Below are 14,036 nucleotides of genomic sequence, written 5' to 3'. Positions count from 1 at the left end.
TATAATGGCGAAACGCGTAGATAACAGGCCGGATGGCTTGGATAGGTCGGTAGTGGTACAAACTTTACAGAGCAATGTCCCCCCATTACAAACCGCCCCGCAGGCGTTGGATCAGCATCCAGAACAGGACGTTCGCGGAGAAAATGGCGGCATGACTACCGACGGCTATCGTATCCCCACGTTTGCCTTTCATATAAACGGGTGGAAGAGAATGGTGTTCAAGTCGTTCTTTCCGGAGCGGCGCTTCACCTATCTGCCCCTGCACGTCACGACAGAGGCATTCGAGGAAAAGTGGATGCCGCGCATCACGGCGGCGGAGCGAGCGGAGATCTTCATCTGGGGCCAGAACGTGCCCGCCAATCTGGAAGCCTTCGTCCGCGGAACTGGCATTCCCTGCTATTTCATTGAGGACGGCTTTTTGCGGTCGAACCGTCCGAACGCTGCCCGAACGCCGCCCTTGTCGTTGGCGCTCGACAGCCGGCGCCCCTATTTCGACAGCAGGGGACCATCCGATCTCGAAGTTCTCCTCGAAACCCACGACTTTTCCGTCGACCCGTTGCTCCTGCAACGAGCAAGGGAAGGTATCCGCCTTATCGTGGAAGGTGGCCTGAGCAAATATAACGCAGTTTCCTCCCTGACCCTGCCGATACTTCTCGGTGAAAAGACCAAGCCGCGGGTCCTCGTCATCGGGCAGGTGGAAGACGATGCGTCCATCCGTTATGGATGCGATCGGAAAGTCACCAATAACGACCTCGTTCGTATTGCCGCCGAGGAAAACCCTGACGCTGAGATCATCTACAAGCCGCATCCCGATGTGCTGAACGGGGTGCGCGAAGCGCAGTCCAATCCGTCGGATGTCGAGCACCTGTGCTACGTCATGCGGGAGAACGTGCCGCTCGCCCAGTCGTTCGAAACCGTCGACAAGGCTTACGCCATAACGTCGCTTGGCGGCTTCGAGGCGCTCCTGCGCGGCATTCCCCTGACGGTACTCGGTTGCCCATTCTATGCCGGTTGGGGCCTGACCGACGATCGTCAACCCAATCCGCGCAGGACCAAGCGCCGATCGGTGGAAGAGGTTTTTGCCGCAGCCTATCTGCTTTATCCGCGCTATTTCGAGCCGAAGACCGGCGAAAAATACTCGTTCGAACAGGCGGTCGACTGGCTGAAAGCCAGGCTTCGGGATCCGGACCGATACAAATATGAATTCGACATCGATGTGCCGGTCGTGTGGGAGCCTTGGGGTGCCTTCGGCGTCCTGGGCTGGCGCCATCTTCTGACCTATATGCTGGCGCCGGTGATCCGGTACTTCGGCAACAGGAAGAGCGCAAAACGCTTCAAAGCCAATCCGATACGCTACTTCCGGGAACATCGATCTTCACGGCTTCGCTTTGTTGGAAAGGTTCTCTATCCTTTCGATCTGCGCAGGTGAGGAAGGAAGCCGGCTTTGTCCCATAACTCGGTCATTACGGCCGTTATTCCCGTCCGGCTTTCCACCGACCGATTGTACGATGAGCCGGAGCGCATCGCACGGATCGTGGCGACGCTGCCTCACGGTTACGTTCCGCTTATTGTTGATTACGGGACGGCTGGCGAGCGTGCAGGGGAACTGCGAGACCTCGCTGCTGCTACAGAAACGAAGCTTGTTCGTGTCGAAACAGGCGACCAACCCTTCAGCGTTGGGCATGCGCGCGATATCGGCACGCAACATGCCGAAACGCCGCTCATCCTTTATCACGATATCGACTTTCTTCTGTCGCCGCAAAGCTATGAACGTGTTCTGGAAGAGACGCGGCTTCGCGGCATGCCGGAAAACGCATATACGTTCTTCGCTCTTCCCGGTGTCTACCTGACGGAAGACTTCACCCGCCGCTACCTCGATCTCTTCGCCCGGGGCGAGGCTGCCTTTGCGGACACGCTTGCCCATGACGGCGTGATGCGGCGGGACAAGTCCGTGTACGAGAACCATACCTATGCGATCTCGGCGATCGTCGCGTCGCGCTATCATCTTCTGGCGATCGGTGGCCACGACAAGAGTTTCGTCGGCCATGGCGCGGAAGATTTCGAACTTCTGCACCGGCTGGCGTCTTACGCGCCGCGCGGGCCGAAGACACTGAACTACTACCGCAACACAATGAACAACACGATCCAGCGTTACGAGGGTTTTCGCGCCTATTTCGCGCTCTATGGGATCGATGTCTTCCAGCGGGGCCTCCAGATGGCGCATCTCTGGCACCCGCGACGGGAGGATGTGAGTTATCTCGCGCCCAGGCACGAAAATCAGCAGCGTGTCTCAGAAGTCATGGCGGATTATGATGCTGGAAAGTCCTGGGTTCCGCCGGTGGAAGATATTCATTCTGCCGAGCGGACGCTGGTTCTGGTAAAGGAGGAGGGGACGCCGGCCGTGCGGGCACTTCGCCATGCCTTTCCGGCGTTTGGACGTTACGAGATGCGGCGAGAGGGGGATTTCGCCACTCCTGACGTCTTGCTGCAGACGATGGATAGTCAGGGCTTCAGCCGGGTCTTCTTTCTCAATCCCTATGGAAATGCCCACCGTCTTTCGCTGTATAGAGGCATCAAGGAAGGGGGCCGGCGTTTCATTGTCTGGGATCGTGGCGGCCTTACCGACAGCTGGTTTTTTGACCCTTCTGGCTTCCTGGCCGAAAGTGCCTCCTATGCGCCTGAGCGCTGGGACAAGCCGTTGGCGGAGGAAGATCGAGCAGGCATCCTTGATTGGCTCATAGCGCAACAAGATGCGGAGACGCTGGAAGAGAATGGTGAGCGGATAGGTGGGGCGGTTCTTCGGGAACGCCTGCATCTTGGCGATAAGAAGGTAGTCTTCGCCGCCCTGCAGCGGCCGAAGGATACGGCGACGCTTCATTTCGCTGGACCATGCGGCAATGCCGAGGGTTTTAACAAATGGCTTGCCCACCTGGCGGCAACGCTCGATCCGGCAGATTATGCCGTCCTTGTGAAGAAGCACCCCTTGGAGGTCGAGGCTCCCGACATCCCGAATGTCGTCTTTGTTAATGGCGACACGCATATCCAGGACCTGATCGAGATCGCCCATACCGTGACGGTGATCAATTCCGGCGTGGGCCTTATTGCCCTTGGTTGCGGCAAGCCTGTCGTCTGTTGTGGCGACGCTTATTATGCTCATCCCGGCCTTGCCCGAACCGCTACCTCGCCGGCGGAGCTTGTGGCCACCGTTAAAGAGGCCACCGCGCCCGACGCGGAAAAGCGGCTTCGGTTTTTTCATTACTTGGTGCGGAATTTCTATTCCTTCGGCAAGGCAAAATATGTGGACCGCAAGAACAAGAGCGGGGGTGGCAGCCGGCTTGCTTCCCGCATCCATTTTTCGACGCTGCGCGGCCTCACCGAAACGCCTATCGAACTCGGCATGCCCCCGAACCGGGTGACCGCGCGCGCGCCGCTCTACTATTCATACGGAGGTGCCACGGCCGTTAAACTCGCATCCACACCGCTCAAAAGGATCGTTGAAACGGGCAAGGAAGCACGTACCCGGCGTGACTATGAGGAAGCGGCCGCCCTGTTTGCCATAGCCCGTGACCGAGATCCGGAGAATCTGAGCTTCCAGCGCGAGTTCTTGGAAATCGGGGTACAGCGCTACGGTGGTGTGCTGGAGGAAATGCTGAGTGCTCCGGTTCAAGCGCTGAATGAGAAAGGGGAGGCAGCATTTTCCCGTGGAGATGTCGCCGAAGCTTCAAGAATTTTCGAGATGCTGCATCTGCGCGAACCGCACAATCCCCGTCACTTGCGATCCCTTGCCGAATGCTACCTTCAAGACGGCGCGAAAGCGCGCGCCATCCGCTGTCTCGATCAGGCCCTGGCCCTTAAGCCAGGCGACAAGGGAATTTCACGCCGTCTCATGGAAATCCAACGTTCATGGTGGCAGCGTCTGGGCCGGAAGGAAAAGCCGTTTATCGCGAGCCGTGATTAGACTTCGGAAACAGTCGGGTTGGAGCCGCTCAAATGAAGAAACGACCCGACAATTCGAGCGATTGGAATCAGCGCAGGCATTCTGATTCCACGACGCCGCCTAAAAAATACTTAGCCAATTGGAGCCGGTATCCTCGAAAAGAGGACGATCGCCCCGCTGGAGTGGTTCTGATCATAATGAAAGCCACGATCATGGAAGGCTTGGAAGACGTCACGCATGCCGGTCGGTCCAATGACGCGCTGATGCAACTCGATATAAACGCTGCGCACACCTGCAAGATCGGACGTAGAAAACAACGCCTTTTCTCCTCCCTCGATATCACAGACAATAATTGTAGGCCGGATAGTCCGGATAGTTTTGTCGAAGCTCACGAGCGATATAGGGACGGAACGGATTGTGGCGCTCGTCTTTCGCAGGGACGATGCCCAGAAATCCTGGTGGACATGAAAGTCGATCGTTCCGGTACTCTCTGCGCCGAGAATGGCGTTGTGAAGCTCGAAACGCTGCCCGCCGATGCCATTGTCATCCAGCGTCCTCTGGATTTTTGAGATGAGCAAAGGATTGGCTTCGAATGAAACCACGCGTTCGACTGCCGGATTCTTCAGCATCAGCGCGGTCATGAAGCCGATACCAGCGCCGATTTCAAGAATGATATCACCCGATTGAATGATTTTTCCGATTTTCCGAGCCTCGGGGGTTTCATAACGCCCTTCTCTGATGACCTCTATCAATTTGGGAGACATAAAATCTGGATCAAGACGCAGCTGAATGCCGAAATGCTCAACAAAATCTTCCAAGGCGCACCCCCTGTAAAAACGGTATTAAAAATATTTCTGCATTTAGTGCCGCAAAAATCTAGCCGCTCTGCGGTCCGCGCAATCGGTCTGCCAACAAATTGGAAGCAGCTATAATGCAGACATCATCCAGCGCCCTGCCTTTTCAGAAGGATTTGTAACTAGTATAGGGTTTAATGATCCGCCTTCATCATGCCAATCCAGCCAACACGGTAGTTAATTTATGTCCGAGCTGCCCAGCTATTACACCAATGTGAACCCCACCCTGCTTGCAGAAATGCCAAATAATGCGGCACGAATTCTCGAAATTGGCTGTGGCGCAGGAGCATTGGGTGCTAAATATTTAGCGACCATAAATTCGAATTGTGAATACTGGGGAGTGGAATATGTGCCGGAGGCAGCCGCATATGCAAAAAAATCTTTGCATAAGGTTATAGTTGGATCGATAGAAGACAATGATTTAATTGAAATTATTCCTAAGGATTATTTCGATGTTTTAATATTTGGAGACGTTCTTGAGCATTTACGTGAGCCGTGGAGTGTTCTGAAGAACTTGTGTGAAAATATGCGTGGCGGATCAGTTTGCATAGCGTGCATCCCCAATACACAACACTGGTCTATATTTAGAAATCTTCTTTCTGGAAATTGGAAATATGAAGAAAGCGGTCTAATGGACCGAACTCATCTTCGATTTTTTACTAGAAAATCCATGATATCTCTCTTTAACGAAAATGGTTGGAAAGTTGAATCGGAAACCCCTCGAATTTTTTCAAAGGATATTGCGGAGAAATATGTCGGAGAGATTCTAGAAACCAGACGAAGGATGGGATTTAAGGACGAAGATGATAAAAATGATTTTCTTGCGCTTCAATGGGTCATTAAGGCAAGAACCACGAAGCAAAAAACTAAGGCTAAAGAGGAGACCCGCGTCCTTATAAATTCCTGTATTTTCGCTCCTAATTTTTTAGATGTAAGAGCTAGGTTGCCATCTTCTGGGCTGGCAGAGATTTCCGGTGTGAAAGTTATTACCAGTGAAAAAGAAATTAAATTAGAGACGTTAAAAAATTTTTCAGGACCAAAAATAGTTATTGCTCAAAGACCAAAAGTCACGGACAAAAGTTCTTGGTTGAGAGCGATATCTGCGATTAGGAATATTGATGCTATTTTAATTTATGAGATAGATGATCATCCAGGATTAATAGAAAAAATCAATGGAAGAAATGACAATAACATTTTAATACAAAAGTCTTCGTTCGCCATACAAACTTCGACTGAAGCTCTAAAAAATTATTTTATGGAAAGTAATAATAATGTAATTAAATTTGAAAATTGTTGTTATGACCTTCCAATTTTTTCAGAAAAACGACGTGATAATGCTAAAATATTTTATGGTGCTTTGAATCGAGGGGATTATTCTCATCGGATTGCAAGAGAGATATCACCCGTCGTTGAAAGGCACGGCGCATCCTTGCATGTTGTAGCTGATCGGAAGTTTTTTGATGCTGCTACTGTTAGTGATAAGAAATTCTATGATCTAGCTAAATATGATGACTATCTCGCAATAATGGGCGATTGTGATATCGTTTTGTCCCCATTGGGTGGAGCCGAGGGTGAGCGTTATAAGAGCGACATAAAGTACGTTGAAGCATCATCTCGCGGAGCCGTGACGATCGCATCGGAATTGGTTTATGGAGAAACCATTTTAAACGGTCACAGTGGCATTATTATAAAAGATGAAGAAGACTGGGCAAAAGCTGTCGACAGTTTGCTGACTGACCCAATTAAACGGCACGAGATGGCTCTAAACGCGTGGGATTATGTACGGCGAGAGCGTTTGTTTTCGGAGCAAGCGCCGCTCCGTGTACAGTGGTATCTGGATCTGTGGTCAAGGCGAGATGCTCTTTGGGCCGACGTCTTGGAACGAGTTCCAGAGTTGCGGTCTAGCACTTAAACACCTTCCAGGGTGTGGGAAAATATACCTATATATCCCCTAAATAAGCAGATAGGCGACTCGGCAACGATAGGCGCTTTTTCGACCGGCCATGCAAAGAAGCTGAATTCTCGCAGCTTTATTGTAGGCGCGGGCGGCGGTGTTTGTTAAGGGGAGCGCAAACTCGCATATGGGGGGAGCCGCGGAATGGACAGGGTGAAGATCATCAAGAGGTTCGACAAGCCCTTGTGCTTTTCCGTATCGGCCGTGGAAAAGGGCGCTCGGCTTTATATGAGCTTTGTCGACAGCCTCGCAGATGACGTCATCTTTCATGTCGAATTTGACAAGGACGCGGGACAGATCTCTGTCAAGGATCGATATGCCGGTATCTGGAGCAAGCCCCAGCTGCACGAATTCGCTTTCAAGGGTGCAACGCTCAAGGGTGAGATCTCCCTCGAAGGTGAAACCTTTCTCCTGAAGTTGAAAGATTTTAAGCTGGAGTTTCCCTGCAAGAAGCTGCAAAAGCCGATCTTGTGGAATATCTATAGCGATTTCCGGTATATAACGATTGGTGACGACGAGCCTGTGACGGCTTTGCCTTCCAGGCGCTGGCGTTTCTTTCCGGAGCATGCTTTGCGCACCGGAACCGGATCACGATTGCGAGTCCTTCATACACCCGAAAGCATGAGACCCGGCCTTGCGGCGCTCTACCTGTGGAATGGTAATGAGCAGGCTCTACGCGAGCTTGTCGAGAACATCCACACTACAGTCGATGAAGTTCTCGTCGTCGTGCACAACGCGAAGCTATTGCGACATAGTTTCTTTGTCAGTCTGCAAAGCGTCTATTTTAACGTCAGGATCGCAATCATCGACACCCTGATGATCCGAGACAATGGTGATGTGGAAAAACTGTACGGTTCTTTGTTCATGAACAAAGTTCTATCCGAGATTAAGCATAGTAATGTTGTTCTTCTGGATTCGGGAACAGACATTGTTCAGTTGAACCGACTGGTTCGTGATCATCGACTGCGCAGCAGGACGGACGATTTTGCCCTGTTCGACGATCAAAAGACGGCTTCCATACAGGCCTTTTCAATCGGGAAGCTGACCCATTTTGTGGAATCGGAAGGGCGGTTGAGATTGCCGCCGGAAGATCTCGCCCATCGTCATCCGGTTTTCGCCGAGGCTCCGGCGCCAAGCGCACGCCTGGAATGGAATATCGCCGAGACCGAAATTCGGGACTATCCTCTTACGGTTTTGGACCGGCAGAAAAAGCTGAAGGTGCGGCGTCGCGGCAAGCTGGTCATCCTGGTCATCAGCTGCGAGAAGAACCGCCACAAACAGCAAGCGATCCGTGATAGCTGGGCCAAGGATGCCCGGCTTGCCAATATCGATCTGTGTTTCATCGAGGGACACCCGGAACACGCTGGACCCATCCTCGTCGAGGATCGTCTATTCGTTCCCGTACCTGACACCTACGAGTATCTTTCGCACAAGATCTGGCACGCGTTCTCCGCTGCCTTGCAGATTTTCAAGGCGGACCACTACCTGAAACTGGACGACGACTGCCTGGTCAACGTGCAGAAACTGCTCGAATTTTCGTATGAAGACTTCGATTATGTCGGCAGCGACATCAATCTGGGCAGCCGTACGGCATTCGACTGGCATCGCACTGCGGTCTTCAACAAGCAACTTTCTGATCTGATTTTCGAGATCGATCCGGAACTGACATGGTTTGATGGCCAGGGGGGCTATTTCCTGAGCCATAAGGCGGCGGAGATGATGGCGACGACGCCCCTCTCAGAATATCAGCACATGCTTGAGGATTATGCTACCGGCCGGCTCATGAGCCGGAAGGGGCTGGAAGCCTCCGCGCTTAATTCGAAGTTTCTTTCGATCCGCGATATCTACATCAAGGATGACAGGGACTATGAGAGCGCGGTTATCAGCGATGTGACCAGCATCGAAAGGACTTTTGAAATCTATGAAATCATTTCGAAGCTTAATCAAAAAGCTATCGAGGCCAAAGGTCGCTGGCGCTTCGATTTCTCCCCGGAAGCAAAGAAGTAAGACCGGCGCTTATCGCTACGTCTTCATCTTTACCTATGGGCGCTCTGGTTCCACACTGCTGATGGGCTACCTCAACAGCTTGCCTGGCGTTTGCGTGCGTGGGGAAAACCACAATGCGCTTTTCCATCTCTGCAATTTCTATCGGGCAGCCAAAGGTACGCGAGGGCAAATCGGCAAGAAGTCGATGTTGCCCGTCCATCCCTGGTACGGAGCGGATCTTATCGATCTCCAGGAGGTGCGAGCACGGATCAAGCAGACGTTCACTGAAACGATCCTGAACCCTCCCGAGGATGCAACGCTCGTCGGCTGCAAGGAGATCCGCATCGATTGGGGCCAGGTCCCGGATCTCAACGCGTTTCTCGAGGACGTTGTGGAAATTTTTGAGGATGTGAAGATCATCTTCAATCACCGCGATATTGAAGCCACATCACAGAGCAAGTGGTGGAAGGAGACGGCCCATTCCTATGCGACGATCCGCGGTATGGATCAAAGACTGCGCGATAATGATTATGCCGGGAAGCCGAATGCGTTTCATGTCGAGTACGAGGAACTCATCAAAGGCCCGGATCACGCCCGAGCGCTGACCCAGTTTCTCGGAGTACCCTTCGATGCCAAGGCCTACAAGGAGGTCATGGCGACACGCCATTCCTATTAATCACGCTGGCCTTCGAGGCGAGCTCTGATCCGTCAGAACCATTCCCCCTGATTTATCAGACCAAGTTTCAGGAGTTGCTGGGTGTTTTCGTATCTCGCGCTCACTCCCTCGAGATAAAGCACATTGCGGATATTGTCCCGATACCGCTTGTATTCCCGGCTTCCGCCATAGTGCTGGTGGCGGGCCATTTCTTCGTCCACCTTCTCTTTGAGGGAGGAGACGAATTTGAAGTGGAACAGGGCCCCGGACAGGGGAATGCCTGTTTTGGTCGCGGCCCGGTTGAGCTTCCAGGGCCACATGCTGTGGGCCGAGCTCTGATAGCGATAATGTTTCTTCCACCAGACGACCGGCATCTTATTGAGCGCAGGCGCTTCCTTCGGCGTGCTTCGGTTGAAGGCGCGCAGGCGCGGGCCACCCTGGACGAAGGTCCCCGACATGTAATTCAGCTTCTGGACATAGCCGTCACGGTCGAAATAGGGGCAGAGTTGGAAAGGGTCGTCTCCGGGCGTCATCACCGTCTCATCGATCGGCCGATCGCTATAGGCATCGATCATCACGACGTGGAGGCAGGGGCGGCCGATCTCCTTCAGGTGCTGGCCGAGATCCTTGATTGTGCGGGTCTCCATATGCGGATAGACGAGAAACTCGTCCGGATCGACCGTCACGCACAAACGGCCCGTCCCGTATTTCTGCAGGAGGAAGTTGCACCAGTAAACGCCGAAGCCCGCCTGCTTGTACCCGCCCTCGGTGTGCCAGACGGACACATCTTCCTTGCCGGCGCTCCAATCCTGAAAACCGTCGGTCGAGCCGTTGTCGACGAAGACGAAGTGGTCGATGCCTAACGCCTTATAGTAGCGATAAAGGAACTCGATCCTGTGCATCTCGTTACGAATGCAGCTGAAAAGGATGCAGCTGTCCTCCGGGCGAAGGCGATTGTGGACGCATCGCAGCTGGCGGCCAAAACGGGCATTTTGCCAGCGGCTGAGGACGAAGTTGTAGGCGTGGCTGCTGATGATGCGGTTCTTGAACTTCTTAGCCATGCCCTGCCACGGTCCCCTCGACCTGTTCTGCAAGTGCCGGAGCAAGCTGCCGCCAGTCCCGGTTGGCGAAGGCCTCGGCCAGGACATCGAGCGCTTTCATCAGCGGGTCTACGCGCATCCCATGCGCGAATCCAAGCGATGCGCGCCACTCCGGATCGATTGGTCGCCCTGCTCCCGAAAACACAATCCCGCCCGCCATAGCCGCAAAACCGAACAATCGTTTGTCGATTATGGCCACGTTCTTCCGGCCGAAATGCCTGATTGCAATGTCTTGCGCGCGCTGCAAACGGCTGGAACGCTCCGGGTCCAGGTCGATTTCTGCGCGCAGCGGCTCGGGAAGCGCCAGATACCAGAAGAGAGGACGCCAGGCCGGCAGGCGTCCGCCCGGCACAAGAGGAAGGACGATGAAGGGTCTTTCACTCTCCAGAGCGAGTTTTTCCAGCACCGGATCGTCGCCGGGGCATAGCTCGAACACAGGCAGATGTGCGCACCTGGAAAGAACGCGGGAGAGATATAGCGCCCGATCATAGTCACGAAGCGGCGTGTCGTCGGATTGAAGCCCTGAAAAGGCGGATCGCCCGGGCTCGAATTCAACCTTGTCGGCATGGAACAACCGGCCAAGAACCGTGAGGCCGTCCTCGGCGCCAAGGATTTGCCCTGCAAGACCGGTCAGCTGCGGCGGGCCATATAAAACCACGCTCACCTGGTCGAGCGTCTCGAGGTTCATCGCCCAGTTCCGAACGGCCGAATTGGGCTCGAACAGCTGGCCGTATTGCGGTTTGCTCTCTCTTGTTCCCGGCAAGGGGCGTTCTCCAGGCTTTGGCACGTCGAGGATGGGCTTGTCGGTTGCCGAAGGCAGACCGGCCCGGGCCTCCAGCACGGAGCGGCCGTATTTTGCCGAGAGAGCGACCTTGCGGGCAAAGAAATAAGGCTGTTCCTGAAGCCAGGCGAGATGGTCGTCGAAAAAGACAATCGGCTTGCCATGACGATTGAATGTGTAGAGCGTCGGGATATAGCCGCCCGGCGCCGTTGCACGGTCGAGTGCATGAACGACCGTCTGGAAGAAGGTCTCGTCCGGTATCCAGACCTGCCGGTAGAAACGGTAGGCGGCCGGATTTTCATCGACCCACGTCAAAATCCCAGCAATCGTCTCCTGCCGCAGGCACCACCATTGCGAGCCGTAGCGCGGTTTGAGCCCGGCAGGGATTTTTCGCTTGAGGCCAAGCTTCCGCTGCAAGTGAACGCTCGCCTCGAACAGTCGGCGCCGGCGGGCGAAGCCGAAGGGATGGCGAAGCGTGTACCGCTCCTCCCGCAACCCGCCCGTCATCCAGCCTTCGTCGTGGTTTTCGATAAAATCAAACTCGCCATGCCGGTCGAGGAACTGCCTGAGCTCGGCGAGTGGCCGGATCGGCCAGCAGGAGCAGCTGATCAGGTAAGCATGGGTGTAGGCCTTGCCCGAGACGGCGAGAAGGCTGAGCGCGCGGATCGTCCCGTCGACAAGGCCGAATTGCCCCCAGCCGCAGCGGGCGCGATCCTCGACAAGGAGGATCCGGTCGTGAGCGCCGTATCGCCGCTTGAGTTCGGCAAATTCCGATGAGGGAGAGTTGCGATCGTAGTGGACCACCAGCGTGCAATTGGCGTCGGAACGCAAAAGCATATCGATCGATTGCCCGACGATTCCCGCCGGCTCGTGCGCGATCAAGATAAACGCTAAAGTGGCCATCGTGCGCCCTGTTTCCCTGGCGCTTGGTAGTTCAGGGGCCTGCCAACGGTCAACACCTGTCTGAATTCAGGGCAGGAACCGGGATCAAAACGCCGTTTCCCGCGGAAAGGCGCCTGTCTCAACCGATTGCGCCTGTTCCGATACGGGACGTCTCCCCAGATTTGAGGATGTCTGGAACCATCCTTTTTGATAATTTGCCGAGGAGCGTATTGAATATTTAATTCCTTTCGCGTAAGCACATTCGTGTGCTGTGTGGACGTCAGCCAGTTAGAGGTAAGAACGCGAGAGGTTTGCTGGGCCTCTCGCGTTTTGCCTTTTAAAGACCCCCTTCTGGGGAAAACACGTCTCCTTGTTGTGCCAAAGGCAACAAGAGTTTGGGAATGCTGGGCGTTCGCAATTTAGTCCTTCACGATCGGTTGACTTTTAGAAGCAATCTTGGCATGCACGTCGGTGTGCGACTAGCGTCGCGCATCCAGCAATGTACGAACAACGAATCATAGAGGGTTCTCTAACATGGCAACCATCAACGGCACGTCCGGTGCAGACAACATCAAGGGCCTCGAATCCGACGATCTAATTCTCGCTCTCGATGGCGATGACGTCATTGATATCACCGGCAAGAATGGCTCCGATACGGTATGGGCCGGCAACGGCAATGACAGTGTCAGCATCGTCGGTAACAACAACGATCTTCTGATCGGCCTCGGCGACGGCAACGATATCCTGACCGCTGACTCTGTCGCCAAGGGCAACAACAGCATCTACGCTGGCGGTGGCGATGACACCGTCACGATTGCTGGCAAAGGTGACAACACTGTCTACCTCGGTGCTGGCAGCGACTCGATCGTGTTGACCGCTGGCGCGACCGGTGACAACGTCATTGGTCTGGGTGCAGGCAACGACATCGTAGATGGCGGAACTAGCGACAGCAACAACACCATCTTTGCTGGTGAAGGCAACGACTCCATTACTCTTAATGATGGCGACAACACCATTTATGCTGGTGCTGGAAACGATACGATTGACGTCGGTAACGGTGACAATACGATCTTTACTGCTGCTGGTCATGACGAAGTATACGCCGGTGTTGGCGATAATACGATTGGTGTTGGCGAAGGTGACGATACTGTCGAAATCACCGGCGCAGGTACGAATACGGTGTACGCTGGCGCTGGCGAGGATAGCGTTGTGGTTGTTGGCGGTGCCAAGGGCAGTGCAACTGTCTATGGTGGTGACAGGGATGACAATGTCCTCGTGAGCGATAACACTGGCAATGATGTTGTTGGCGGCGGCGCTGGTGATGACACCATTGTTCTGGACGGGACAAACGCAGGCAGCGATACCGTTTACGGCGGCGCTGGCGAAGACTCGATCGACGTCACTCACGCTACTACTGCTCTCTCCGTTGATAAGGGAGCGACGGCGGTCTACGGTGGTGAAGACAATGACGATATCACCGTAACGATTACGGGCGCGAAAGACGCCACCGACACCTTCACCTTCAATGTTTACGGCGGTGCAGGTAACGACACGATTGATGCAACCGGTGACGATTACGGTGCGACGATCGACGGTGGTGCTGGCAACGACGTAATTCTTGGTAACGCAGGTGGCCAAACGCTTACCGGTGGTGCGGGTTCTGACACGTTTGACTACACAGGTATTGTCTTTACCGGGACCTCGTCCATCACGGACTTCACTAAGGACGATCTTATCGACGGAACCAGTGGTGGTTTCACTTTCGATGCGGACGTCGCTCAGCTTACCAGTTCTGCTGTAAGTGTTGACGTAGACAGCGACGGCGACATCGACCTTATCCTTGAAGGTGTTAAGCTCGCTGACCTGACGAGCGCCAACTTCGCCTAA

Annotated in this window: 9 protein-coding genes; 6 read left to right on the top strand and 3 right to left on the bottom strand. The window is 54.1% G+C overall.

The genetic code is table 11. The features are described 5' to 3' along the window. Positions 1–151 precede the first annotated feature (151 nt). Positions 152–1,429 carry a capsular polysaccharide export protein, LipB/KpsS family gene (locus J2Y63_RS32210; RefSeq protein WP_435269367.1) on the top strand — a complete coding sequence of 426 codons (1,278 nt, stop codon included), beginning with the start codon at positions 152–154 and terminating at the stop codon, positions 1,427–1,429. 15 nt (positions 1,430–1,444) lie between these two features. Beyond that, a complete protein-coding gene (locus tag J2Y63_RS32205) occupies positions 1,445–3,958 on the top strand; it encodes a capsular polysaccharide export protein, LipB/KpsS family (protein ID WP_435269366.1) in 2,514 nt (837 codons plus the stop codon). A gap of 110 nt (positions 3,959–4,068) precedes the next feature. Here the strand turns inward: J2Y63_RS32205 and J2Y63_RS32200 are convergent, their stop codons facing one another. Continuing rightward, the gene (locus J2Y63_RS32200; RefSeq protein WP_435269365.1) at positions 4,069–4,755 is read right to left on the bottom strand and encodes an FkbM family methyltransferase; all 687 of its coding nucleotides are present in this window, start codon (positions 4,753–4,755) and stop codon (positions 4,069–4,071) included. A 220-nt stretch (positions 4,756–4,975) separates the two neighbouring features. Between J2Y63_RS32200 and J2Y63_RS32195 the strand changes: the two genes are divergently transcribed. From J2Y63_RS32195 to J2Y63_RS32185, 3 genes are all read left to right on the top strand, one after another. Further along, positions 4,976–6,703 carry a methyltransferase domain-containing protein gene (locus J2Y63_RS32195; RefSeq protein WP_435269364.1) on the top strand — a complete coding sequence of 576 codons (1,728 nt, stop codon included), beginning with the start codon at positions 4,976–4,978 and terminating at the stop codon, positions 6,701–6,703. Between the two features lie 186 nt (positions 6,704–6,889). After that, entirely contained in the window at positions 6,890–8,752 is a 1,863-nt protein-coding gene (locus tag J2Y63_RS32190) for a hypothetical protein (protein WP_435269363.1), read from the top strand. Further along, on the top strand, positions 8,667–9,407 hold the full coding sequence (locus J2Y63_RS32185) for a sulfotransferase (protein ID WP_435269362.1): 741 nt from the start codon (positions 8,667–8,669) through the stop codon (positions 9,405–9,407). Before J2Y63_RS32190 ends, J2Y63_RS32185 begins: the two co-directional genes overlap by 86 nt. Before the next feature lie 32 nt (positions 9,408–9,439). On the opposite strand, the gene J2Y63_RS32180 is transcribed toward J2Y63_RS32185, so the two are convergent. Both J2Y63_RS32180 and J2Y63_RS32175 read right to left on the bottom strand, forming a co-directional pair. Further along, the gene (locus J2Y63_RS32180) at positions 9,440–10,447 is read right to left on the bottom strand and encodes a glycosyltransferase family 2 protein (RefSeq protein ID WP_435269361.1); all 1,008 of its coding nucleotides are present in this window, start codon (positions 10,445–10,447) and stop codon (positions 9,440–9,442) included. Then, entirely contained in the window at positions 10,440–12,170 is a 1,731-nt protein-coding gene (locus tag J2Y63_RS32175) for a beta-1,6-N-acetylglucosaminyltransferase (protein WP_435269360.1), read from the bottom strand. Before J2Y63_RS32175 ends, J2Y63_RS32180 begins: the two co-directional genes overlap by 8 nt. 513 nt (positions 12,171–12,683) lie before the next feature. Here J2Y63_RS32175 and J2Y63_RS32170 point away from each other — a divergent pair. Further along, on the top strand, positions 12,684–14,036 hold the full coding sequence (locus J2Y63_RS32170) for a calcium-binding protein (RefSeq protein WP_435269359.1): 1,353 nt from the start codon (positions 12,684–12,686) through the stop codon (positions 14,034–14,036).

This window comes from Shinella sp. BE166, from assembly GCF_051201095.1.
Classification (GTDB): Bacteria; Pseudomonadota; Alphaproteobacteria; order Rhizobiales; family Rhizobiaceae; genus Shinella; species Shinella lacus.
Note: the sequence above shows the minus strand (reverse complement) of the source record. Positions and strands in the feature narration are given on the sequence as shown.